The following is a 23,128-nucleotide window of genomic DNA, read 5'->3' as shown; positions in this document are numbered from 1 at the left end:
CCGTCATGAAACAGCACCCCCCCACTATGGTCAACTGCGTTGTCATAAGCTGTCTCCGCCACCGAACAGAAGGGACGGGCCATGCCCGAGCCGACGAACCGGCCGGAACGGGTGATCAGCGCCCAGCGCCGCAGACGGCCCACGAAGACCGGCGCCGTGCTCTCCCGCGGCCTGATCGTGGACACCGCCATCCGGCTGCTCGGCCAGCACGGAACCGACGCCCTGACGGTCCGCCGCCTCGGCACCGCCCTGGGCGCCGACCCCTCGTCGCTGTACCGGTACTTCCACAGCACCGACGACCTCGTTCTGGCCATCGCCGACACTCTGATCGGCCGCTGCGTAGACGGCTTCCGGCCCACCGCCGACTGGCGCGAGAGCCTGCGCGACCTGGGCCACCGCATCCACGCCACCTGGCTGGCCCACCCGCAGGCGGCGGTACTGTCCACCGCCCGCGTCACCGGCCGCCCGCAGGAGATCCGCGCCGTCGAAACCGTCCTCGGCATCCTGCTGGCAGCCGGCTTCTCCCCGGAGCAGGCGGCACGCCATTACCACAGCTTCATCGACCTGACCCTCGGCTTCGCCGCGCTCGACGCCGCCTACAAGGCCCTGCCCCGCGCCGCGGCCCGAGCCGACCACGACGCCTGGCGCTCCACCTATGCCGCCCTCCCCGCCGCCAGCCAGCCGCACATCAGCGCGTGCGCCGACGCCCTGGCCGCCACCATGGCCGGCAGCGCCTATCCCGCGGCCCTCGGCCTCTTCCTGGACGGCCTCGCCGGTCTGCTGCCCGGTGCGTCCCGGCCCGCCGGAGGGGCTCCCGCCGAGTAGCCGCGCGGACGAGCCGGCCGCCGCGGCTACCGGCCCGGGTGGAGGCCGAGCCGGCCGGGGCTCGGGGCGCCCTTGACCTCGCCGAAGTAGAGGGCGAAGGTCTGGCGCCAGCGCTCGGCCTCGGCGCGGTCCGCCATGAAGCGGGGGAATTCCTCGACGTGGGCGTCGGGGTATTCCCAGACCGGCTTCAGGCCGCCGACCGGTGCGACGTCGGTGCGTACCGACCAGCCCGTGTCCGCGGTGCGCTGCTTCTCGGCGGAGAGGTGCCAGTTCAGGTAGAGCCTGGCGGCCGCGGGGTGCTTCGCGCCCTTCAGGATCGCGGCGCGCTGCCCCCATGCCATGAAGGGGTGGCCACCGGCCGCCACCCACTTCACGGGGTCGGTCGAGGGCGCGGTCAGCGTGCCGTACGAGCCGATGCCGATGGCCTTCCGCTTCGCGCCCACCGCGTCGCCGGGGGAGTTGGTGCCGCGGCCGAACTCGATGCCCTGGGCGGCCAGCCGGGCGATCCAGTCCCAGCCGTACCTCTGCGCGTACAGCCGGTAGAGGAAGAGGATCGCGTCGTCGTCCTGGGGGTAGGAGGAGGCGATCCGGCCCTTCCACCGCGGGTCGACGAGGTCCTCAGGCGACGACGGCGCCGTGCCGCCGACCGCCGCCGCGTCGTACAGGAAGCTGAAGGTGTAGACCTCGACGGCCACCCAGGCGCCGTGCCGGTCCTTGAACCCGTCGTGGACGGCCGAGAACCCGGCCGGCTTGTAGCACAGGAGCCGGCCCTGCTCCTTCCAGCGGGGGAAGTCCTGCACCGTCTGGAGCTGCACCACGTCGGGCACCAGGGTGTCCGTCGCGAACTGGGTGTCGAGCCGGACGTCGTGGAACTTGCTGTAGTCCACGATGATCTTCACCTTCATGCGCGGGAACCGCTTCAGGAAGGCGTCCCTGGTGTAGTCCTGCTGGTCCGCGGTGTCACCCCCGGCGTATATCAGGAGGTCGCCGCCCTCGGCCAGCGCGTCCCGGTACAGCTCGTCGAGGCTCCTGGTCTCCTCGCGCACGAGGCCCGGCCTGCCGGACGGGGCCGCCGCCGCGCCGCCGGCGAGCGAGCCGCCGAGGGCGGTGGCGCCGAGCGCCGCGCCCGCGCTCGCGGCGAGTGCCTGGCGCCTGCTGAAAAAGCTGCTCATGGGGGGGTGGTCCTTTCTCCTGCCCGCGTGCTCCGCTGACCGCGGACGGGAGGCGGAACAGGGCGGGAGCGCGGGCGCGGGGCTTCGTCGCCCGTGATTCTTCCCGGGCCGGAGCCGCCGCGCGCCGCCCGAACGTCCGACCCCGGGGGTGCGGACGGTGGAAACCGGATTCATCCGAACGGTTGACGCGGGGACCGGAAAGTGTTCCCACGGCCGCTGACCGGGCCCGGGAGCGCCCTCCGCGGCACCCCTCCCCGGGCCGCGACCGGCTCCGCCCGGGCTGACGGGCCGGTCAGGAGGCGGGAGCCGGCCCGGCGGGGTCGCGCAGCTCCTCCGCCGCGTCCGACACCCGGCGCATCAGGGTCAGGAAGAGCACCCGCTCCTCGGCCGAGAGCGGCGCCAGGAACACCTGGTTCATCCGGGCCGTACGCACCGTCAGCCTGCGGTGCGTGCGCGCCCCCTCTTCCGTCAGCCCCAGCAGGAACCGGCGGCCGTCCTCCGGGTCGCGCACCTTGTCGAGCAGTCCCCGGCGGGTGAGCCGGCTGACGACCTCCGCGATCGTCGAACGGTCGAGCCCCACCCGCTCGCCCACGGTCCGCTGGTCCAGGCCCGGTTCGGCCGTCAGCGTGTTGAGGACGCCGAACTGCGGGGAGGTGATCTCCTCCGAGACCATCGTCGTCCACAGCAGATGGTGGGCCTGCTGGAGTCGCCGGGCCAGGTGCCCGGGATGGGTGGTCAAGTCCACCGCGGTCATGGGGTGCCTTCCACAAGAGTTCGTTGGTGCACGGAATATTACCGGGCCCCGGCAGCCGCGAGCGGTCCGAGATTCCCGTTGACGTAGCCGATGTGGAGTGCCAGCATGGCAACGAAGATACTCAGTGCACTGACTAAGGACCTCGCATGGACAAAGTGGTGGCCACCGCGGCGGAGGCGGTGGCCGACATCGCCGACGGAGCGTCGCTCGCGGTGGGCGGCTTCGGCCTGAGCGGCGTGCCGAACGTCCTCATCAAGGCGGTGTACGCCGGCGGCGCCACGGGGCTGAGCGTCGTCTCCAACAACTGCGGGGCGATGGACTCGGGGCTCGCGATCCTGCTCACCGCCGGCCGGATCGCCCGCGTGACCGGCTCGTACATCGGCGCCAACCGGGAGTTCGCCCGCCAGTACCTCGCCGGAGAGCTGGAGGTCGAGCTGATCCCGCAGGGCACGCTCGCCGAGCGCCTGCGCGCCGGAGGCTGCGGCATCCCCGCCTTCTACACCCCCGCCGGCGTCGGCACCCAGGTCGCCGACGGCGGACTGCCCTGGCGGTACGACGGGCAGGGCGGCGTCGCGCTCGCCTCGCCGCCCAAGGAGGCGCGGGAGTTCGACGGCGTCGGTCACGTCCTGGAGCGCGGAATCCGCACCGACTTCGCGCTCGTACGGGCCGCCCGGGGCGACCGGCACGGGAACCTGGTCTTCCGCAAGTCCAGCCGGAACTTCAACCCGCTCGCTGCCATGGCCGGCCACGTCACCATCGCCGAGGTCGAGGAGCTGGTCGAACCCGGCGCGATCGATCCGGACCAGGTCCACCTGCCGGGGATCTTCGTACAGCGGGTCGTCGCCCTCACCCCGCGGGAGGCCGCGGACAAGGGGATCGAACGGCGCACGGTCTCCGCGCCCGCGGCACGGGGGCGGTGAGCGCGCCATGGCCTGGACCCGCGACCAGATGGCCGCCCGCGCGGCCCGCGAGCTGCGTGACGGCCAGTACGTCAACCTCGGCATCGGCCTGCCGACGCTGATCCCCGACCACCTGCCGGAGGGCGTGGAGGTGGTGCTGGAGTCGGAGAACGGCATCCTGGGCACCGGCCCGTACCCGGCCGCGGACCAGGTCGACCCCGACCTGGTCAACGCGGGCAAGGAGACGGTCACCGTCCTGCCCGGCGCCTCCTTCTTCGACTCCGCGCTGTCCTTCGGGATGATCCGCGGCGGTCACATCGACGTCGCCGTCCTGGGCGCCATGCAGGTCTCCGAGCGCGGCGACCTCGCCAACTGGTCCGTCCCCGGCAAGCTGATCACCGGCATCGGCGGCGCGATGGACCTCGTGCACGGCGCCCGGACCGTGATCGCCGTCATGACCCACACCGCCAAGGACGGGACGCCGAAGATCGTCGCGGAGTGCGGTCTGCCGCTCACCGGCAGGGGCTGCGTCGACCGGATCATCACGGACCTCGGCGTGCTGGACGTCACCGGGCACGGCCTGGTGCTGGTGGAGACCGCGCCCGGGGTGAGCGCGGCGGAGATCGCCGCGAAGACCGCCGCGAAGGTCGCCGTCCCGGAGGAGGCCGCGTCATGAGCCGGTCCGCCGTCTACGTCGTCGACGCCGTGCGCACCCCCGTCGGCAGGTACGGCGGCGCGCTCGCCCCGGTCCGCCCCGACGACCTCGCCGCCCACGCGATCCGCGCGCTCCTCGCCCGTACCCCCGGCCTGGACCCGGCCCGGATCGACGACGTGTACCTGGGCAACGCCAACGGCGCGGGCGAGGAGAACCGCAACGTCGGCCGCATGGCCGCCCTGCTGGCCGGCCTGCCCGCCGCCGTGCCCGGCGTGACCGTCAACCGGCTGTGCGCCTCGGGCCTCGAAGCGGTGATCCAGGCCGCGCGGGCCATCGCGCTCGGCGACGCCCACGTCGCCGTGGCCGGCGGTACCGAGTCGATGACCCGGGCCCCCTACGTCCTGCCGAAGGGCGACCGGCCCTTCCCCGCCGGCCACGCCGAGCTGTACTCCACCACCCTCGGCTGGCGCATGGTCAACCCGGCGATGGACCCGCGGTGGACCGTCCCGCTCGGCGAGTCCGCCGAGCTGATCGCCGAGAAGCACGCGATCGGCCGCGAGCGGCAGGACGCGTTCGCGCTCGCCAGCCACCGCAAGGCCGCGGCGGCCCAGGCGGACGGGCTCTTCGACGCCGAGATCGCGCCCGTCGCCGTGCCCCGGCGCGGCGGCGGACCGGTCCTCGCCGACCGCGACGAGTGCGTACGCCCGGACGCGTCGGCGGCGGCCCTGGCCCGGCTCCGGCCCTCGTTCCGCACCGAGAAGGGCACGGTGACGGCGGGCAACGCCTCGCCGCTCAACGACGGCGCCGCCGCCCTCCTCCTCGCCGACGACGAGGGCCTGAAGGCCACCGGACGCGAGCCGCTGGCCCGCATCGGCGCCACCGGCGTCCACGCGCTCGACCCGCACTACTTCGGCCTCGCCCCGGTCGAGGCCGTCAACCGGGCACTGGCCAGGGCGGGCCGGGCCCTCGCCGACCTGTCGGTCCTCGAACTCAACGAGGCGTTCGCCGCCCAGGTCCTGGGCTGCCTCGCCGAATGGCCCGAGTTCGACCCGGCGATCCTCAACCCGCAGGGCGGTGCCATCGCCCTCGGCCACCCGCTCGGCGCCTCCGGCGCCCGCCTCGCCGGAACCGTCGCCCACCAGCTCGCCCGCAAGGGGTCCGGGACCGGCGTCGCCGCCCTGTGCGTCGGCGTCGGCCAGGGCCTCGCCCTCGTCCTCGAACGCTGAGAACGCCAAGAACGCCCAGCGCCACACCAGCAGGAGTCACCATGGCTCTCACCCAGTCCGACATCGACGCCGAGATCGCGGCCCTCCAGAGCGCCTACGACACGGCGGTGTCCGGCGGCGCCCCCGCCGAGCACCACCCGGCGCGCGACTACCCCCCGTACCGCAGCTCCCGGCTGCGCCACCCCAGGCAGCCGCTCGTCGCCGTGACCGGCGGGGACCCGGAGACCGTCGAACTGTCCGGTCCGGTCTTCGGTACGACCGACATCACCGATATCGACAACGACCTCACCCGGCAGCACCTCGGCGAGCCCCTCGGCGAGCGGATCACCGTCTCCGGGCGCCTCCTGGACCGGGCCGGCCGCCCGGTGCGCGGCCAGCTGGTCGAGATCTGGCAGGCCAACGCGTCGGGCCGGTACGCCCACCTGCGCGACCAGCACCCGGCCCCGCTCGACCCCCACTTCACCGGGGTCGGCCGCACCCTCACCGACGACCAGGGCCGCTACACCTTCACCACCGTCAGGCCGGGCCCCTACCCCTGGCGCAACCACACCAACGCCTGGCGCCCCGCCCACATCCACTTCTCCCTCTTCGGCACGGCGTTCGCCCAGCGGCTGGTGACGCAGATGTACTTTCCGGGCGACCCGCTCTTCGCGTACGACCCGATCCTGCGCTCGGTCACCGACCGGGCCGCCCGCGACCGGCTCGTCGCCGCCTACCGGCACGACCTGTCCGTGCCGGAGTTCTCCCTCGGCTACGAGTGGGACATCGTCCTCGACGGTCCCTCCGCCACCTGGATCGAAGAAGGACGCTGACTCCATGGCCTCCCCGACCTCCCCGACTTCCCCGACCTCCCTGAGCGGGACGCCCCTGGGCTCGGCCCCGCCGCCCACCCCGGCCCACACCGTCGGCCCCTTCTTCGGCTACGCCCTCCCCTTCCCCGGCGGCGGGCAGGTCGCCCCCCAGGGCCACCCCGACACGATCCACCTGCACGGCCGCGTCCTCGACGGCGCGGGAGAGCCCGTCCCCGACGCCCTCCTCGACTTCTGGCAGGCCGCCCCCGACGGCTCCCTGGCGGGCGCGCCCGGCTCGATGCGCCGCGACCCGGTCACCGGCGGCTTCCCGGGTCGGGACGGGATCGGCTTCACCGGCTTCGGCCGGGTCGCCACCGACGCCGACGGCCACTACGCCCTGCACACCCTGCCGCCGGGACGGAACGCGGGTCCGCCCTACGTCAGCGTGTGCGTCTTCGCCCGCGGGCTGCTGCACCACCTGTTCACCCGCGCCTACCTCGCCGACGGGCCGGACGCGCTGCTCGACGCTCTTCCGGCCGGGCGGCGCGCCACGCTGATCGCGTCCGAGGAGCCGCACCGCGTGTACCGTTTCGACATCCGCCTTCAAGGCGAGGACGAAACGGTCTTCCTGGAGTTCCCGTGACACCCGTCCCTCCCGGAGTCCCGCCGGCACCCGCCGGACCCGACGCCGGGCTGCTCGCCCCCGGCCGGGCGGGCACCCCCGCCGAGGCCGCCACCGGCGACACCGCCGTCCTCCAGGCGATGCTGGACGCGGAGGCCGCCCTCACCCGCGCCCAGGCGGGCCTCGGGCTGGCCCCGGCCGAGGCCGCCCGCGCCGTCACCAAGGCGGCCGACGCGGCCCGCTTCGACCTCCGCTCGATCGCCCTGCGGGCGCGCGGCGCGGGCAACCCGGTGATCCCGCTGGTGGCGGAGCTGACCTCGGCGGCGGGTGAGTGGGGCCGGTACGTGCACCAGGGCGCGACCAGCCAGGACATCCTGGACACCGCGGCCATGCTGGTCGCCGCCCGCACCCTGGACCCGCTGCTCGCCGACCTGGACCGTACGCAGCGGGCGCTCGCCGGCCTCGCCGCCGCCCACCGGGACACCGCGATGCCCGGCCGCACCCTCACCCAGCACGCCGTCCCCACCACCTTCGGCCTCAAGGCGGCGGGCTGGCGCTCGCTCGTCCTCGACGCGCGCGACCGGGTGCGTACGGTACGGGCCGCGCTGCCCGCCCAGCTCGGGGGCGCCGCCGGAACCCTGGCCGCCTTCGGCGCCCACGGCCTGGCCGACCCGCTGGCCCTGCCGGCCGCGTACGCCCGCGAACTCGGCCTCGCCGCGCCCGCGCTCCCCTGGCACACCCTGCGCACGCCCGTCGCCGACCTCGCCGGAGCCCTCGCCTGCACCACCGGCGCCCTGGGCAAGGCGGCCGCCGACGTGCTCACGCTCGCCCGTACCGAGATCGCGGAGGTGGCGGAGGGCGCCGGAGGCGGCTCGTCCGCCATGCCGCACAAGGCCAACCCCGTCCGCGCCACGCTGATCGCCGCCGCCGCCCGCCGCGCGCCCGGCCTCGCCGCGACCCTGTACGCGTCCATGGCGGCCGAGGACGAACGGCCCGCCGGCGCCTGGCACGCCGAGTGGGAGCCGCTGCGCGACCTGCTGCGCCTGGCCGGCGGGGCCGCCCGGGACGCGGCCGGACTCGCCGAGGGCCTGCGGGTGGACCCCGGCGCCATGCGCGCGCACCTCGGGCTCACCCGCGGTCTGCTCGTCTCCGAGCGGCTTTCCACGGAGCTCGCCCCGGTGCTCGGCCGGGCCCGCGCCGCGGACCTGCTCACCGAGGCCGCCCGCCGCGCGCGCGCCGAGGACCGGCCGCTCGCGGACGTCCTGGCCGAGGAGCCGGCGCTCGCGGGCATCGACCTGGCCGGCCTCACCGACCCCGCCCGCTACACCGGCTGCGCCGCAGCCCTCACCGACCGTGCCCTGGAGCGACCGTGACCGTCATGCACCACCGGGCGGAGGGCCCGGCCACCGCCCCCGTCCTCTTTCTCGGCCCCTCGCTGGGCACCACCACCGCCGTGTGGGACACGGTGGCGCCCGAGCTGTCGGCCACCCACCGGGTCGTGCGCTGGGACCTGCCCGGCCACGGCCGGTCACCCGCCTCCCTGATCGGCCCCGGCGCGACCGTCGGCGACCTCGCCCGCCTCGTGCTGGACCTCGCCGACTCGCTCGGCGCCGAGCGCTTCTCGTACGCCGGGGTCTCGCTCGGCGGAGCCGTCGGGCTCCACCTCGCCGCGTACCATCCCGGGCGGGTCGAGCGGCTGGCCGTGCTGTGCTCCTCCGCCCGCTTCGGCGACTCCGAGGGGTGGCGGGAGCGGGCCGCGGCCGTCCGCCGCGAGGGTCTCGAAGCGCTCGCGGCGACCGCGGACGCCCGGTGGTTCACTCCCGGCTTCACCGCCCCGGAGCTGGTGGAGGGCCACCTCAGGGCCGACCCGGAGGCGTACGCCGCCTGCTGCGACGCGATCGCCGTCTTCGACCTGCGGGACCGGCTCGCCTCGATCGCCGCGCCGACCCTGCTGGTCGCGGGCCGCGAGGACCGCGCGACCCCGCCCGCCCACCTGCGGGAGATCGCCGACGCCGTGCCCGGCGCCGCGCTCACCGAACTCCCCGGCGCCGGGCACCTGGCCCCGGCCGAACAGCCCGAGGCCGTCGTGGCCGCCCTGCGCGCCCACTTCACGGGGTGCGCCGCCCGCGGCATGGAGGTGCGCCGCCAGGTCCTCGGGGACGCGCACGTGGACCGCGCCCAGGCCCGGCAGACCCCGTTCACCGCCCGCTTCCAGGACTTCGTCTCCCGCTACGCCTGGGGCGAGATCTGGACCGATCCCGTCCTTACGCGCCGCGAGCGGAGCCTGGTCACGCTCACCGCCCTGGTCGCCCGCGGCCACCACGAGGAGCTGGCCCTGCACGTCCGCGCGGCCCGCCGCAACGGGCTCACCCCCGACGAGATCGGCGCCGTCCTGCTCCAGACGGCCGTCTACTGCGGTGTACCGGCCGCGAACAGCGCGTTCGCGGTGGCCCAGCGCGTGCTCGCGGAGGATGCGGACGGCTGACACGGCAGCGCTGCCGTCCCGTGCGGCGACGGCCGGCGGCCTCACGCGCCGCGCCGCGCCCGGACACGGCGCCCGGAGGCGACGAAAGAACGGCGAAAACCGGGCATCTGTTACGACCAGATGTATTGACACCGCCTGAGGGGCGGGAGAGCATCACCACCAGGTTAATGAACTATCTAGTACGTTAACACTTGCTTCCGGGTCCGTGACGCCACGCGTCACCGTCAGGCTCCGGGCCCCTCCCCCGCCGGGCCCCGCCGCTCTCGCCGCTCACCTCACCCGCCCCGTCCCGGGGTAGGCTGCGCCCCCGAGGAGTTCACATGTCCGCTCACCCGCAGGCCGCCCCGCCGCCCGCGGCCCCGCCCAAGGGCAAGCCGGTCAAGGCCGCGCTCGCCGCCTGGATCGGCAGTGCGCTGGAGTACTACGACTTCTTCATCTACGGCAGCGCCGCGGCCCTGGTCTTCCCCAAGGTCTTCTTCGACCCGTCCGACCCGGCCACGGCCACTCTCATCTCGCTGGCGACCTTCGGCGTGGCGTACGCCGCCCGCCCTCTCGGGGCGCTCCTGATCGGACACCTCGGCGACCGGCTCGGCCGCCGTACGATCATGGTGTGGACGCTGGTCCTGATGGGCCTGTCCACCTTCCTCATCGGCTGCCTGCCCACCTATGAGCAGGCCGGCACCCTCGCTCCCGTCCTGCTGGTCGTCATGCGCGTCCTCCAGGGCCTGTCCGCCGCGGGCGAGCAGGCCAGCGCGAACGCGATGACACTGGAACACGCGCCGGAACACCGGCGCGGCTACTACACGAGCTTCACCCTCAACGGCACGCAGGCCGGCCAGATCCTGGCGACCCTCGTCTTCATCCCGGTCGCCGCGCTGCCCGACGAGCAGCTCTACACCTGGGGCTGGCGCGTCCCGTTCCTGCTCAGCGTGGTCGTCGCCGTCGTCGGCTACGTCATCCGCCGGACCCTGGAGGAGACCCCGGTCTTCCAGCGGGCCGCCGCCGGCCGGGCCGTGGCCCGGATGCCGCTCGCCGAGCTGCTGCGCGACCACTGGGCGGACGTGCTGCGGGTGGTCGCCGCCGCCACCATCGCCACCGTCTCCACCATCTTCTCCGTCTGGGCCCTGACGTACGCCACGAGCGACGCCGTCGGGCTCGACCGGACCAGCATGCTCTGGGTCAACGGCTGCGCCAACGGCGTCGCCCTGCTCGCCATCCCGCTGTGGGCCCGGCTGTCGGACCGCATCGGGCGCAAGCCCGTCTTCCTGATCGGCGCGCTCGGCAGCGGCGTCATGGTCTTCGTCTACCTGTGGGCGATCTCCACCGGCAGCTATCCGCTCGTCTGCGTCACCGGCCTCGCCTTCTTCGGCGTCGTCTACAGCGCCGCCAACGGCATCTGGCCCTCCTTCTACGGCGAGATGTTCCCCACCCGCGTCCGGCTGTCCGGCACCGCGGTCGGCACCCAGACCGGCTTCGCCGTCGCCGGTTTCGCGGTCACCTTCGCCGCCGAGATCGACGGACCCGACGGCAGCAACTGGCTCGGTGTGGCGGTCCTCACCGCCGCCTGCTGCGTCGTCTGCGCCGTCGCCGTGGCCACCGGGCGCGAGACGCACCGCGTCCCCACGGCCGAGCTGGGCCTGCGCACCCCGGCCGAATCCGCGCCCGTGCAGCCCCGCCGGACCGCCGCGCTCTGACGGGCCGGGCACCCGGGCGGCCTTCCCCTCGGAAGACCGGAAGGCCGCCCGGGAATATCAACGAACTAACAAGTTAGTTCCTAAGGATCGCGCCACCATGACTCCGGTACTCGTCCTCAACGGGCCCAACCTCAACCTCCTCGGCCAGCGCGAACCCGCTGTCTACGGCAGCGGCACCCTCGCCGACGTGGCGGAACTCTGCCGTACCACCGCAGCTCCGCTGGGGCTGCGCATCGACTTCCGGCAGAGCAACCACGAGGGCGTGCTCATCGACGCCGTACACCAGGCGCGCACCGCGCACCGCGGCATCGTGATCAACCCGGGCGGCTACACCCACACCTCCGTCGCCCTGCGCGACGCGCTCGCCGCCGCCGCGCTGCCCGTCGTCGAGGTGCACCTGACCAACGTCCACCGTCGCGAGCCGTTCCGGCACCGCTCCCTCGTCTCCGGTGTCGCCGACGCCGTCATCTGCGGCGCCGGGGCCCACGGCTACGCCCTGGCGCTGACGCACCTCGCCCACCTCTGCCACCGCGCCTCATCCGCCGCGCCCCAGGGGAGCCCCCGATGACCTCCTACCTCACCGGACTGATCGGCGCCGGAATCGGCCCGTCCCTCAGCCCCGCCCTCCACGAGCGCGAGGCCGACCGGCACGGCGTCCGGCTGCTCTACCGCACCCTCGACATCGACGCGCTCGGCGCCGGCCCGGAGGCCGTCGGCGACCTCGTCCGCGCCGCCCGGCTGCTGGGCTTCGACGGACTCAACATCACCCACCCGTGCAAGCAGCTCGTCATGCGGCACCTCGACCAGCTCGCGCCCGAGGCCGCCGAGCTGGGCGCGGTGAACAGCGTCGTCTTCCGGGACGGCCGGGCCGTCGGGCACAACACGGACGTCACCGGCTTCGCCCGGTCCTTCGCCCGCGGCCTGCCCGACGTGCCCACCCGGGACGTCGTCCAGCTCGGTGCGGGCGGGGCGGGCGCCGCCGTGGCCCACGCGCTGCTCACCCTCGGCGCCGACCGGCTCACCCTGCTCGACACCGATCCGGCCCGCGCGGCCGCCCTCGCCGACGCGCTCACCGCCCGCTTCGGTCCCGGCCGCGCGGCGGCCGGCCGTACCGCCGAGGCGGCGGAACGCCTCGCGGCCGCCGACGGGCTCGTCCACGCCACCCCGACCGGCATGGCCGCCCACCCCGGACTTCCGGTGCCGGCCGCCCTGCTCCGCCCCGGCCTGTGGGTCGCCGAGGTGGTCTACCGCCCGCTGGAGACGGCGCTGCTCCGGGAGGCCCGCGCGCTGGGCTGCCGCACGCTCGACGGCGGCGGCATGGCCGTCTTCCAGGCCGCCGACGCCTTCCGCCTGTTCACCGGGCTGGAACCGCACACCGAGCGGATGCTGGCCGACCTCACCGAACTCGCCGCCGCTTCCTCCTGAGCCGCCCCCTTTCGCTGCGCCGCCTCCTTTCGCTGAACCGCCCCGAGCCACCGCCTCCCGAGCCGCCCGCTCCCCCACCGAGGAGAGACCGCCATGCCCCTCCCCCCGCGCACGTCGATCGCCACCGTCTCCCTGAGCGGCCCGCTGACCGAGAAGCTCACCGCGATCGCCACCGCCGGCTTCGACGGTGTCGAGATCTTCGAGAACGACCTGATCGGCAGCGCGCACAGCCCCGAGGAGATCCGGCTGCGCTGCGCCGACCTGGGCCTGAGCATCGACCTCTACCAGCCGTTCCGCGACTTCGAGGCGGTCCCCGCCGGCCTCCTCGCCCGCAACCTGCGGCGCGCGGAGCGCAAGTTCGCCGTCATGGAACGCCTCGGCGCCGACCTGCTCCTCGTCTGCTCCAGCGTCGCGCCCGAAGCCGTCGACGACGACTCCCTCGCCGCCGAGCAGCTGCACCTGCTCGCCGACCGGGCCGCGGCGCACGGCATCCGGATCGCGTACGAGGCGCTGGCCTGGGGCCGCCACGTCAGCACGTACGACCACGCGTGGCGGGTCGTCGAACAGGCCGGCCACCCCGCCCTCGGCACCTGCCTCGACAGCTTCCACATCCTCTCGCGCGGCTCCGATCCCCGGGGCATCGCGGACATCCCGGGCGAGAAGATCTTCTTCCTTCAGCTGGCCGACGCCCCGCTGATGGCGATGGACGTCCTCCAGTGGAGCCGCCACCACCGCTGCTTCCCCGGCCAGGGCGGCCTCGACGTCGCGGGGGTGGCCGGGGCCGCCGTACGCGCCGGATACGCCGGGCCGCTGTCCCTGGAGGTCTTCAACGACGTCTTCCGGCAGTCCGACGCCGCCGCCACCGCCGTCGACGCGCTGCGCTCCCTGCTCCTCCTCCAGGAGGCGACCGGCCTCACCGCCCCGCCCGCGCCCGCCGTCCCGACCGGCTTCGCCTTCGCCGAACTCCACGCGGCCGACACCGAGCCGCTGCGCTCCCTGCTGGGCGCCCTCGGCTTCGCCCGTACCGGACGGCACGGCTCCAAGCCCGTCGAGCTGTGGGAACAGGGCGAGGCCCGGATCCTGCTCAACACCGCCCCGGCGGCCGGACGCCGCCCCGGGCCCGCGCTGACCGCCATCGGCCTGGAGACCCCCGACCCGGACCGGGCCGCCCGCCGGGCCGAGGCCATGCTCGCCCCCGTCGTCCCCCGCCGCCGCGCCCCGCGGGACGCGCCGCTCGACGCGGTCGCCGCCCCCGACGGCACCGAGGTCTTCTTCTGCCGCACCGACGCCCCCGGCCGCCCCGGCTGGACCGGCGACTTCACCCCCGTACCGGGCGCGAAACCGGGCGCCGGCCCGGGCGCCGGACCGGGGGCCGGGACCCTCCCCCGACCGGCCGCCTTCCGGCGGATCGACCACATCGCCCTCACCCAGCCCTGGCACCAGTTCGACGAGGCCGCCCTCTTCCACCAGGGCGTCCTCGGCCTGCGGGCGGACGACAGCCTCGACCTCGCCGACCCGTACGGGCTGCTGCGCAGCAGGGCCGTCGCCACCGAGGACGGCGCCGTACGCATCGCACTGAACATCGCCCCGGCACCGGACGCGCGGGACGCCGACGGCGCCCGCGTCCAGCACGTCGCGCTCGCCACGGACGACATCGTCACGGCCGCCCGCCACGTCCGGGAACGCGGCGCGGCCCTGCTCCCCGTCCCGGCGAACTACTACGACGACCTCGACGCCCGCCACGACCTCGACCCCGGCCTCCTGACCGCTCTCGCGGACCTCGGCATCCTCTACGACCGCGACGAGCACGGCGAGTTCCTGCACTGCTACACGGCCACCGTGGGCCGGGTGTTCTTCGAACTCGTGCAGCGGACCGGCGGATACCGCGGGTACGGCGCGCAGAACGCGGGCGTCCGGCTCGCGGCCCAGCTCGCCCGCCGCAGCGGCGTATGATCCCGGACGAGACCCGTGGTCACACGGACCGCCGCCGGAGAAGTCCGCCCCGAGGAGCCGCATGGCAGCCGCCGTCTCCCCGCCGTCCCAGCCCGCCCGGCGCCCCCGGGACGCGGCCCGGACCCGGACGGAGATCCTCGACGTGGCGACGGAGGAGTTCTCCCGCCAGGGCTTCGCCGGGGCCCGGGTCGACGAGATCGCCGCCCGCACGCACACCACCAAGCGGATGATCTACTACTACTTCGGCAGCAAGGAGAAGCTGTTCACCGAAGTCCTGGAGCGGTCCTACGCGGTCATCCGCGAGCAGGAGCGGCAGCTGGACGTCGCGCACCTCGACCCGGTCTCGGCGATCCGCCGCCTGGCCGAGCTCACCTTCGACCACCACGAGGCGCACCCCGACTTCATCCGGCTCGTGTCCATCGAGAACATCCACGAGGCCGAGCACATCGCCGGATCGGCGAGCCTCAGCTCGCTCAGCTCCCCGGCGACCGAGGTCATCGCCCGTATCCTGGCGGCCGGACGGGAGGAGGGGGTCTTCACCGCGGACATCGACGCCGTCGACCTGCACGCGATGATCAGCTCCTTCTGCTTCTTCCGCATCGCCAACCGGCACACCTTCCGCACCCTCTTCGGGCGCGACCTCACCGCTCCCGACCGCCGCGACCACTACCGCGCGATGCTCGGTGACATGGTGATCGCCCACCTCACGGCCGAGAACCCCCGGCGGCCCTGAACCGCCCGGCCGGATCCGCGGCTGCCCGGTGGCGCGGAATCGCCCGGAGCCCGTCCTGTCGCCTCTCGTCGGCCCGGACGGCGAGCCGGTCTCGCATGCCTCGGCCATTGGACACGCGCAGCTCGCCCCCCAGCACGTACGACGCCCGCCGTGCCACCCGGTGCCTGCCCGAGCCGCGTGGCGGCCACGAGCTCTCCGGGTCACCGTCCGGGCGCCAGTACAGGGCTCCGCAGATGCTGGCGAGGCGTTGCTGTCCGTCCAGAATGTAGTTCACCGGATAGCCGTGCCGCTGCGGCTCCACATTGAGGCCCGCGACGGTACGCTCGCTGGCGAGTCGTTCCGTGCTCTGCCAGAGGAGAACGCTGCCGATGGGATAGTTGCGGGATACCGAGTCCAACAGGTCCAGGGTCTGCTGACGGCTCCACACGAAGCCTCTCTGGAACTTGGGCAGGACGATGTCTCCGCTCAACACCCGGCTCGCCAGGGCTTCCAGCCTCGGCACGGCGGGTTCCGGGTCCTGAACCTCGCGACGCTGTGCAGACAGACCAACCATGCTGTTCCCCCATCGACTCTCGCGGCGATCGTACGTGCCGCCACTGACAACGCCTGTTCCCGCATGTCAGAAGCGACGCGGGCCGAATCTCCCTGCCTGGTCCGCACAGGTCCCCATCAGGCGGAGGCCTGGGAGTGGACTACCGGGAGTGGGTAGGTCGCGTGAGCGAGCCCGGCCGCACGTACTCGATCACCATGCCGCGCGACCTCGCCGAGGCCGCCCGCCCCCGCAACGTGTCCCACGGCTGTCCCTGCCAGGCAGGCCTCCGCGGACGGGTAGAGTTCCCCCGGCATCGGCGCATGACGGCACAGGGGATTTCGTGGCGGACGGACGTCACCACAGCGGCTCGCTTGTCGTGCTGACGGCCCTGGAAGTGGAGTATCTGGCGGTACGGGCCCACCTGTCCGACCTGCGGCCGTACCGCCACGGCTCGGGCACCCGGTTCGAGGTGGGCCGCCTGGACGGCACCGGCTGGCAAGTCGCCCTGGCGGAGCTGGGTGAGGGCAACCAGGGGGCCGCCGCGCTGACCGAGCGCGCGGTGGCCGTGTTCGATCCGCGCGCGGTGGCCTTCGTCGGCGTCGCCGGGGGCCTCAAGCAGGACGTCCGGCTCGGGGACGTGGTCGTGGCCACGCACGTCTACGCGTATCACGGCGGCAAGGACGAGGACGGGGAGTTCCTGGCCCGGCCGCGGGTGTGGGCGCTCAGCCACGAGCTGGAGCAGACGGCCAAGGCCGTGCGCAGGGACGGCGCGTGGGGCGGCTCGCTGCCGGCAGGGGTCCGCGAGGGGCCGCCCGCGGTGCACCTCAAGCCGGTGGCGGCGGGCGAGGTCGTCCTGAACTCCGCCGCCTCCCCGCTGCGGCGGCAGCTTCGCCGTACGTACCAGGACGCCGCCGCCATCGAGATGGAGGCCGCGGGTGTCGCCCAGGCCGCGCACCTCAACGCGTCGCTGCCCGCGCTGATCGTCCGCGGCATCAGCGACCACGCCGACGGCCGGAAGAGCGACACCGACGCGGAGGGGTGGCAGGCCGTCGCGGCCCGCAACGCCGCGGCCTTCGCCTTCCGCGTCCTGCGCGCCCTCGACCCGCCCGACGGGCCGACGGGCGCGGGGCGGCCGGGCCCGGAGCCGCAGGGCGCGGGGCCGGGCGGCTCCGGGCCCGGCGACGGGCCCGGCGACCCGGCCGCCTACCGGCAGCTCCAGCGCTGGTCGCGGCGGTTCTCCGACGACCTGGACGTGGTGGACTCCCGGCCGCCCGCGGAAGGCGGCGACGACGCGCCGTCCCACCTCAGCGAGGGCCTGTACGTGCGCCGGGCCGCCCAGGACCGGGTCGTGGCGGCGCTGCACGGCGCCGATCCGAAACCGGTGCTGGTGAGAGGCGAGGCGGGGCACGGCAAGAGCAGCCTGCTGTGGGGCGTGGCGCGGGAGCTGGCCGCGCCGCGGGACGCGGAGGTGTTCCTGGTGAACGCGGCCTGGCTGCTGCACCCCGCGGCCGGCTCACCGGGGGCGCTGTCGCCGCCGGCGGTGGTGGACGCGGCCGTCCACGCCCGGGCGCGGGGCCGCTCCCCGGTCGTGCTGCTGGACACTGCGGACCTGCTGCTGCACGACGACCGCCACGAGATGGTGCTGCTCGACCTGTGCGACGACCTCGTCGCGGCCGGGGCCCGCCTGGTGCTCACCTCGCGGCCGGAGGAGGCGAAGCGCCTGCGCGCCGGTTTCACCGCGATCACCCTGGGCCCGTACGACGACCACGAGATCCCGCACGCGATCCGCGGCCACGCCGCCCACTACTGCCCGGACGCCGCGCCGCGCGACGACGCGGCGCGGGTGCGCCGGCTCATGGAGCCCGTCACCCGGGGGCTGCCGGTGCGGGAGGTGTGCCGGAGCCCGCTGCACCTGCGGCTGCTGTTCGAGCTGGCCCGGGACGACCGGGCGTTCCCGAGCGCCGAGATCGACGTCACCGGCCTCTACCAGCGGTACTGGAACCACCGGGTGGTCGCCGACCGGCGCGCCCTGCCCGACCGCCGCCCCGGCCGCCCCGCCGACACAGGGGAGGATCTGTCGGAGGCCACCGGGGCGGTCGCCGTGGCGCTGATGTCCGCGGGCCGTACGGAGCTGCCCCGGGAAGACCTGGTGGAACTGCTCACCTCCGCGCATGGCGGCCCGGGGCCCTTACCTCCGTGCACGCCCTCCGGTGCGCACGCCGACCTCGACCGCCTCCTGGCCCGCGGGGTGCTCGCGGCGGGCGCGGACGGCGGCGTCCGCTTCTTCCACCAGACCATGTTCGAGTACGCGGCCGCCCGCGGCATGTTCCGCCACCGCGGGCCCCGGGCCCTGGAGTGGCTGTGCGCGTGGATCGAGCGGCACGAGCGGGACTTCTTCGTCGGCGCGATCCTGGAACAGCTCCTCATGCTGGCCGCCGCCTACGAACGGCACCGTCCGGCCGTACAGGACACCCTGGCACGCATGGTGTCGCGGCCGGACGCGGTGGTGCTGCACTCCATCGCCGTCGCCGTCGCCGCCCGGAACCCGGCGGTGGGCCCGCCGGTGGGCCCCCTGCTCGACCGGGCCCCGCACACCGTCAGCCGCAGGTACGCGGTGCTGGCGCCGAGCGTGCGGGACGCCGACGTGGGCACGATCCTGCCCCACCTGCGCGGCCTGTGGGAGCGGAAGGAGCCGAGTCTCCAGGTCGCGGTCCTGGAGGCGCTGGAACGGCTCGCGGCCCAGGACGCCCCGGCGGTCCACGCCGCCCTCACCGGTTGGGGCTGCCTGCCCGAGCTGCTGGGGCGCCGCCGGAACACCGTGGGCGTCGAGGTCGTGCCCCGCCTGCTGGTCCTCACCGCGCACGTGGACGCGGCCGCCGCCCGGCAGGGCTTCCGGGACGTCCTGGACTTCGCGTTCGCCGCGCGGCTGGCCGAACTGGCCCACGCCGTCATGGCGCTGTGGGCCCGGCACTGGCGCCTGCTGGGCTCGCCGCGGGAGGCGGACGCCGTCCGGGACCGGGTCGTACGGGCCCGGGCCGCGCCGAAGTCCCGGGACGCGGAACTCTTCCAGACGGCTCTCGGCGAGGTCCTGGCCGCGTCGTGGACCGTGGACCACCGGCTCCCCGGTGCGGCGCCGTCGGCCGCGGACGGCCACCCGTGGCCGTACCGCCTGGACCGCTGCGCGGCACGCCTGGAGGCCGACCACCAGGACCCCGTCGCGAACGCCGAACTCTTCGCCACGACCACCGTCCTCGACGGCCTGCCCGCGGGCCACTGGGCCGTCGAACCGACCCTCGACCGGCTCCTGGCCCTGACCGGCCAGGGCGCCCCGCGCGCGCTCCAGCAGCAGGCGGCCCTGCCCCGGCTGCTGGCCGGCCGGAGCGCGGCGGCCGAGGCGCTGGTGCGCAGGCTCGGCGCGCTGCTGAGGGGCCTGCCGAGCGACGAGAGCCGGTCCCTGACGACCTCCCAGCGGTGGGCGGCCGTCGCCCGCGAGATCCTCGCCCAGCGCAACGTGCCGCCCCGGCGGGTCCGGCAGACGCTGGAGTCCTCCGGTTGGGCGCCCGCCCCGGACCTGTGGCTGCGCCCGGACGGCCTGGCGAAACTGCTGCTGCCCGCCGCGCTCGCCGACCACCCGCCCGCGGTGCGCGGGATCAGCGAGGCGACGGCGGCGCCCCCGGCCGCCCGCGCCTTCGTCCGCAGGTCGCTGCACCGCGCCGTCGCCGATGGCCGGACCGCCGCCGAACAGCACACCGGCCTGCTGGTGGACCTGTGCCTCCTGGACGCCGACACCGTACTGCTGGAGGCCGTCACCACCGGCCGGGCGAAGAAGGGCACCAGCGCGCTGCCGCCCCCGGCACACGACCGGGTGCTGTCGACGCTCCGCGGGTCGGCGCCCGCTCTCACCGCGCTCATCGACGCCGAACTCGACCACGGCGGCAGCGGGAAGCGGCTGCGCCAGGCGCTCACCCTCTGGGAGTGCTCGGTGCTGGCCGGAGTGCTGCCGCCCCCGGAGGTCGACCGCCTGCTGCGGCGCTACGACGCGCTGTCGGACCAGAAGAGCCAGGCGGCGTTCCTCGGGCTGGTGGGCACGGCGGCGGCCCGGGACCCCGGCCAGTACCCCGCGGCGCACCGGTTCCTGTCCGGGCTGCTCTACGCGCCGGACGGAGCCCTCGCGCCCCTGCGCGGCGTGCCGGACGGCGAGCGGAGGTCCGCCGCGCGCAGGGCCCTCCTGCACGCCGCCTGCGAGACCGGATCCCTGGCCGAGGACGCCGTGTACGCCGCCATCGGCCTCGCCTTCGCTCCGCCCACCGACGCGGGGCTGATCACCCACCTCGGACAGCTCGTCCGCCGTACGGCGGCCGCTCACGGCCCGGTGCCCGCCGCGCGGCTGCTGGTCCGCGTGATCAGGCGGGCGGTCGGGTCGGGGCAGGGAGCGGCGGCGGAGAACCACCTGTCCAAGGCCTTCCGGGGCGCGATGGACAGCGTCTTCGACCGGGGCTCCCCGGCGGCGAACGCCCTGCTGTGGGACCACCTGCGGGCGACCGGGGAGAATGCCGCCGGGGAGCACTTCGTCTTTCCGGAGAGATACGCCCTGTCACTGGTCAGCTCGGCGATCCGCAGAGCGTACGAAACCACCCGCCAACCGCTGGAAGACCTCCTCGCCGATCCGAGAACGCCGCAGTCGGTGAGAAAGCGCATCAGCGACCAGCTCGGCGCCCGCCACCGGCAGCGCACCGACCAGGACCTCACCTGGATTCTGGGCGACGACGGGCCGCCGTGACGGCCTGCGTCGGCGTGGGTGGACGGACCGCCCGGAATCCGTATGCCGGTGTGCCCGGGTACGACAGCGCTTCGGCGTCGCACACACATCGACAGGAGGATGAAAGGTAGGATCAGTGGCATGAGCGAACCTACCGGCAAATATTCGATCACCATGCCGCGTGACATCGCCGAAGCCGCCAAGGCCCGCAGCGGCCCGTCCGGCCTGTCCGCTTACGTCGCCGCCGCCGTCGCCCGGCAGATCGAGAGGGACAACCTCAACGAGCTCATCGCCGTCGCCGAGGCCGAGCACGGCCCCATCACAGACGAGGAGGTCCAGACGCTACGCGACCAGCTCCACCAGGCGCGCCGCGAGCAGACGCACAGCGGAGCGGACGCCGCGTGACCCGCTCCTCCGCCGTCCCCGGCGGCACGCTGGTCCTCGACAGTGAGGGGCTGGCCAAGGCCGTGCTGCGCGACCGGGCGGTCACCGCCTGGCTCGCCCTCGCTCGCGCCGACGACCTACGGGTGATCACATCGGCTGCCACCCTCGTCGAGGTGATCCACCCCCGGATCAACCGCCCCGCCCTGGAGTGGACACTTTCCCGCGTCGTCATCGAGCCGGTCACCGAGTCGATCGCCTACCAGGCCGCCGCCCTCCTTACCGACTCCGGCCTGCACGGCCACAAGTACGCCATCGACGCCATGCTCGGCGCCACCGCACTCGCGGCCCCCGGACCGGTCACCATCCTCACCTCCGACCCGGAGGACCTCACCGTCCTGTGCGGCGGGCGCGCCACCGCCGTAAAAGTATGAGCCGCATGTCACGCAGTGTGCGAGTGAGCCGATCCGAGAACGTCCACAGTCGGTGAGAAAGGGCGCCAGCGACCAGCTCGGCACCCGCCACCGGCAGCGCACCGACCAGGACCTCACCTGGATTCTGGGCGACATCGGACCGCCATGACGTCATGTCGACGCGCAGGCAGCGGTGGGCGGGTCCAGGGGCTGCTGGCCGGGGACCCGGCTCGGCCCGTGCGGCACAGGGGAACGAAACTCGCAACGACGAGGAATGTGAAGGGGAGTGAGCGTTGAGTCCGCTCGGAATCCGCCCGGCCGTACTGGCCCTCGGCACCGCCGCGCTGCTGACCGCCACCGCGGCCATGGCCCCGACCACCGCCGCGGCGCCCGCCGAGCGCGGCGGCACGGTGACGCTGGCCTGGTACGACATCACGGCCGAGACCGTCGCCAAGGCCAAGGCGCCCACCCAGGTGACCAACAGCCGCACCTGGGCGGTCAGCTGGCTCGCGGCGGCACGGGCCACCCGCCGGGCGCCCGCCGGAGTCGACCGCGGCGCGTTCCAGGACGCGGCGCTGGCCACCGCGGTGCACCACTCCCTGGTCGCCCTCGCGCCCGCCCGCGCCGAACAGCTGGACGCCGCCTGGCACGCCACCCTCGACGGCATCCCGGACGGCCCGGCCGAGGACCGGGGCGTGGCGGCGGGCGCGCGTGAGGCCCACGCCGTGCTGGCCTCCCGCGCGGGCGACGGGCTGGACCCGGCGTCGGTGTCGGCCCCCTTCACCACGCCGCCGCCCGGCCCCGGAGTCTGGCAGCCCACGCCGCCCGCCTACGCCCCGGCCGCCGGGTACGGCAGCCGCCTGGCCCGCCCATTCCTGATGGACAGCGCCGACGAGTTCCGCCCTGGCCCGCCGCCCGCGCTGGACTCCGACCGCTACCGCGAGGATCTGGCCGAGGTACGCGCGTACGGGGCGCTGGACAGCACCCGCCGCACCGCGCACCAGACGCAGACGGCCGCCTTCTGGTACGGCGTGCCGCTGGACGTCTACACCGGGACGCTGCGCGTCGCGCTGGCCCGGTCCCGGCAGCCGGTGCCGGAACGGGCCCGGCTGGTGGCGCTGTTCCACGTGGCGTCGGTGGACACCCAGATCGCGATCTCGGACAGCAAGTTCGCCTACGTGTGGTGGCGTCCGGTCACCGCCATCCGCACCGGCGCCATCGACCCGGACCCGGCCTGGACCCCGCTGCACGCCGCCCCGCCGCAGCCGGAGTACCCCAGCGGCCACGGCGCCTACGCGGGCGCGGCGGAAGCGGTGCTCGCAGCCCTCACCGGGCCGCGTACCGGCCCGTTCGAGCTGACCAGCGCCACGGCCCCGGGGGTCACCCGCACGTACACCGCCTGGCGGCAGTTGACGGAGGAGAACGTCGACGCGCGGGTCTTCTCGGGCATCCACACCCGCACGGCGGACGAGGTCGGGGCGACGCTCGGCAGGCGGGTGGCCGGTGCGGCGCTGCGGGACGCCTGGCGGCTGTTCGGCGACCTGTGATCCCGGTGGGCCCGGCCCACCCGGCGGCCGGGCCCGTTCGACACCGGTACGGACGCGCCGGACGGACGGCGCGGCGCAGGCGATCAGGTACAGCACGCGGGAATCCTTCGTCCGGGCAGTCCGCACCGGTCGGCCAAGCCCGACAACCGGCCCTTTGTGATTCCCGCCGCAGCAGGGCCGGGTCCAACGACGGCGTACCGTCGTCTTCATGGCGAGTGAGCACCTCGGTGATCGACTGGCGCGGTTGCGGCGTATCGCGGAC

At 74.8% G+C, this 23,128-nt stretch carries 20 protein-coding genes; 17 read left to right on the top strand and 3 right to left on the bottom strand.

The genetic code is table 11. From position 1 onward, the window contains the following. Positions 1 to 81: 81 nt before the first annotated feature. The gene (locus RKE29_RS03655; RefSeq protein WP_312003541.1) at positions 82 to 825 is read left to right on the top strand and encodes a TetR/AcrR family transcriptional regulator; all 744 of its coding nucleotides are present in this window, start codon (positions 82 to 84) and stop codon (positions 823 to 825) included. Between the two features lie 26 nt (positions 826 to 851). Here RKE29_RS03655 and RKE29_RS03650 read toward each other — a convergent pair whose 3' ends face one another. Both RKE29_RS03650 and RKE29_RS03645 read right to left on the bottom strand, forming a co-directional pair. Continuing rightward, entirely contained in the window at positions 852 to 1,997 is a 1,146-nt protein-coding gene (locus RKE29_RS03650) for an extracellular solute-binding protein (RefSeq protein ID WP_312003540.1), read from the bottom strand. A 292-nt stretch (positions 1,998 to 2,289) separates the two neighbouring features. Beyond that, entirely contained in the window at positions 2,290 to 2,751 is a 462-nt protein-coding gene (locus RKE29_RS03645) for a MarR family transcriptional regulator (protein ID WP_312003539.1), read from the bottom strand. Between the two features lie 146 nt (positions 2,752 to 2,897). On the opposite strand from RKE29_RS03645, the gene RKE29_RS03640 reads away from it, so the two are divergent. The 12 genes from RKE29_RS03640 (at position 2,898) to RKE29_RS03585 (ending at position 15,234) form a co-directional block, all read left to right on the top strand. Further along, the gene (locus RKE29_RS03640; RefSeq protein ID WP_312003538.1) at positions 2,898 to 3,671 is read left to right on the top strand and encodes a CoA transferase subunit A; all 774 of its coding nucleotides are present in this window, start codon (positions 2,898 to 2,900) and stop codon (positions 3,669 to 3,671) included. A gap of 7 nt (positions 3,672 to 3,678) precedes the next feature. Beyond that, entirely contained in the window at positions 3,679 to 4,326 is a 648-nt protein-coding gene (locus RKE29_RS03635; protein WP_312003537.1) for a 3-oxoacid CoA-transferase subunit B, read from the top strand. Then, on the top strand, positions 4,323 to 5,531 hold the full coding sequence (locus RKE29_RS03630) for a thiolase family protein (protein ID WP_312003536.1): 1,209 nt from the start codon (positions 4,323 to 4,325) through the stop codon (positions 5,529 to 5,531). The genes RKE29_RS03635 and RKE29_RS03630 overlap by 4 nt, the downstream gene beginning before the upstream one ends. A 41-nt stretch (positions 5,532 to 5,572) precedes the next feature. Beyond that, entirely contained in the window at positions 5,573 to 6,343 is a 771-nt protein-coding gene (gene pcaH, locus RKE29_RS03625; protein ID WP_312003535.1) for a protocatechuate 3,4-dioxygenase subunit beta, read from the top strand. A 4-nt stretch (positions 6,344 to 6,347) separates the two neighbouring features. Then, positions 6,348 to 6,965 (top strand): protocatechuate 3,4-dioxygenase subunit alpha, encoded by a 618-nt coding sequence (pcaG, locus tag RKE29_RS03620; RefSeq protein ID WP_312003534.1) that lies wholly within the window; start codon positions 6,348 to 6,350, stop codon positions 6,963 to 6,965. Beyond that, positions 6,962 to 8,317 (top strand): 3-carboxy-cis,cis-muconate cycloisomerase, encoded by a 1,356-nt coding sequence (gene pcaB, locus RKE29_RS03615; RefSeq protein ID WP_312003533.1) that lies wholly within the window; start codon positions 6,962 to 6,964, stop codon positions 8,315 to 8,317. The genes pcaG and pcaB overlap by 4 nt, the downstream gene beginning before the upstream one ends. A gap of 5 nt (positions 8,318 to 8,322) precedes the next feature. Then, complete coding sequence (gene pcaD / locus RKE29_RS03610; protein ID WP_312003571.1) at positions 8,323 to 9,429, top strand: 3-oxoadipate enol-lactonase; 1,107 nt, start codon at positions 8,323 to 8,325, stop codon at positions 9,427 to 9,429. A gap of 320 nt (positions 9,430 to 9,749) precedes the next feature. Then, positions 9,750 to 11,123 carry an MFS transporter gene (locus RKE29_RS03605; RefSeq protein ID WP_312003532.1) on the top strand — a complete coding sequence of 458 codons (1,374 nt, stop codon included), beginning with the start codon at positions 9,750 to 9,752 and terminating at the stop codon, positions 11,121 to 11,123. Between the two features lie 97 nt (positions 11,124 to 11,220). Beyond that, complete coding sequence (gene aroQ, locus RKE29_RS03600) at positions 11,221 to 11,691, top strand: type II 3-dehydroquinate dehydratase (RefSeq protein ID WP_312003531.1); 471 nt, start codon at positions 11,221 to 11,223, stop codon at positions 11,689 to 11,691. Further along, the gene (locus tag RKE29_RS03595; RefSeq protein WP_312003530.1) at positions 11,688 to 12,548 is read left to right on the top strand and encodes a shikimate dehydrogenase; all 861 of its coding nucleotides are present in this window, start codon (positions 11,688 to 11,690) and stop codon (positions 12,546 to 12,548) included. Before aroQ ends, RKE29_RS03595 begins: the two co-directional genes overlap by 4 nt. Before the next feature lie 93 nt (positions 12,549 to 12,641). Next, positions 12,642 to 14,501, top strand: a complete 1,860-nt coding sequence (locus tag RKE29_RS03590) for a TIM barrel protein (RefSeq protein WP_312003529.1) — start codon at positions 12,642 to 12,644, stop codon at positions 14,499 to 14,501. Between the two features lie 61 nt (positions 14,502 to 14,562). Next, positions 14,563 to 15,234, top strand: a complete 672-nt coding sequence (locus RKE29_RS03585; protein ID WP_312003528.1) for a TetR/AcrR family transcriptional regulator — start codon at positions 14,563 to 14,565, stop codon at positions 15,232 to 15,234. Here the strand turns inward: RKE29_RS03585 and RKE29_RS03580 are convergent. Beyond that, a complete protein-coding gene (locus RKE29_RS03580) occupies positions 15,206 to 15,787 on the bottom strand; it encodes a DUF262 domain-containing protein (RefSeq protein WP_312003527.1) in 582 nt (193 codons plus the stop codon). The two genes, RKE29_RS03585 and RKE29_RS03580, sit on opposite strands and share 29 nt — an antisense overlap. Before the next feature lie 319 nt (positions 15,788 to 16,106). Between RKE29_RS03580 and RKE29_RS03575 the strand changes: the two genes are divergently transcribed. From RKE29_RS03575 to RKE29_RS03560, 4 genes are all read left to right on the top strand, one after another. Next, positions 16,107 to 20,546 (top strand): 5'-methylthioadenosine/S-adenosylhomocysteine nucleosidase, encoded by a 4,440-nt coding sequence (locus tag RKE29_RS03575; RefSeq protein WP_312003526.1) that lies wholly within the window; start codon positions 16,107 to 16,109, stop codon positions 20,544 to 20,546. A gap of 120 nt (positions 20,547 to 20,666) precedes the next feature. Continuing rightward, positions 20,667 to 20,930, top strand: a complete 264-nt coding sequence (locus tag RKE29_RS03570) for a CopG family transcriptional regulator (protein WP_312003525.1) — start codon at positions 20,667 to 20,669, stop codon at positions 20,928 to 20,930. Continuing rightward, entirely contained in the window at positions 20,927 to 21,340 is a 414-nt protein-coding gene (locus RKE29_RS03565; RefSeq protein ID WP_312003524.1) for a DNA-binding protein, read from the top strand. The genes RKE29_RS03570 and RKE29_RS03565 overlap by 4 nt, the downstream gene beginning before the upstream one ends. Before the next feature lie 272 nt (positions 21,341 to 21,612). After that, complete coding sequence (locus RKE29_RS03560) at positions 21,613 to 22,866, top strand: vanadium-dependent haloperoxidase (protein WP_312003523.1); 1,254 nt, start codon at positions 21,613 to 21,615, stop codon at positions 22,864 to 22,866. Positions 22,867 to 23,128: the final 262 nt, after the last annotated feature.

It is taken from the genome of Streptomyces sp. B1866 (assembly GCF_031932565.1).
Taxonomy (GTDB): Bacteria; Actinomycetota; Actinomycetes; order Streptomycetales; family Streptomycetaceae; genus Streptomyces.
The sequence above is the reverse complement of the archived record's forward strand: the minus strand, read 5'-3'. Positions and strand labels throughout refer to the sequence as shown.

Excerpts from the sequence above, each read along its gene's own strand:
- RKE29_RS03590 (WP_312003529.1), top strand. The coding sequence starts at position 12,642 with ATGCCCCTCCCCCCGCGCACGTCGATCGCCACCGTCTCCCTGAGCGGC.
- RKE29_RS03595 (WP_312003530.1), top strand. The coding sequence starts at position 11,688 with ATGACCTCCTACCTCACCGGACTGATCGGCGCCGGAATCGGCCCGTCC.
- pcaD (WP_312003571.1), top strand. The coding sequence starts at position 8,323 with ATGCACCACCGGGCGGAGGGCCCGGCCACCGCCCCCGTCCTCTTTCTC.
- RKE29_RS03580 (WP_312003527.1), bottom strand. The coding sequence starts at position 15,787 with ATGGTTGGTCTGTCTGCACAGCGTCGCGAGGTTCAGGACCCGGAACCC.
- RKE29_RS03585 (WP_312003528.1), top strand. The coding sequence starts at position 14,563 with ATGGCAGCCGCCGTCTCCCCGCCGTCCCAGCCCGCCCGGCGCCCCCGG.
- RKE29_RS03605 (WP_312003532.1), top strand. The coding sequence starts at position 9,750 with ATGTCCGCTCACCCGCAGGCCGCCCCGCCGCCCGCGGCCCCGCCCAAG.
- RKE29_RS03645 (WP_312003539.1), bottom strand. The coding sequence starts at position 2,751 with ATGACCGCGGTGGACTTGACCACCCATCCCGGGCACCTGGCCCGGCGA.
- RKE29_RS03630 (WP_312003536.1), top strand. The coding sequence starts at position 4,323 with ATGAGCCGGTCCGCCGTCTACGTCGTCGACGCCGTGCGCACCCCCGTC.
- RKE29_RS03635 (WP_312003537.1), top strand. The coding sequence starts at position 3,679 with ATGGCCTGGACCCGCGACCAGATGGCCGCCCGCGCGGCCCGCGAGCTG.
- pcaG (WP_312003534.1), top strand. The coding sequence starts at position 6,348 with ATGGCCTCCCCGACCTCCCCGACTTCCCCGACCTCCCTGAGCGGGACG.
- RKE29_RS03655 (WP_312003541.1), top strand. The coding sequence starts at position 82 with ATGCCCGAGCCGACGAACCGGCCGGAACGGGTGATCAGCGCCCAGCGC.
- aroQ (WP_312003531.1), top strand. The coding sequence starts at position 11,221 with ATGACTCCGGTACTCGTCCTCAACGGGCCCAACCTCAACCTCCTCGGC.
- RKE29_RS03640 (WP_312003538.1), top strand. The coding sequence starts at position 2,898 with ATGGACAAAGTGGTGGCCACCGCGGCGGAGGCGGTGGCCGACATCGCC.
- RKE29_RS03570 (WP_312003525.1), top strand. The coding sequence starts at position 20,667 with ATGAGCGAACCTACCGGCAAATATTCGATCACCATGCCGCGTGACATC.
- RKE29_RS03650 (WP_312003540.1), bottom strand. The coding sequence starts at position 1,997 with ATGAGCAGCTTTTTCAGCAGGCGCCAGGCACTCGCCGCGAGCGCGGGC.
- pcaH (WP_312003535.1), top strand. The coding sequence starts at position 5,573 with ATGGCTCTCACCCAGTCCGACATCGACGCCGAGATCGCGGCCCTCCAG.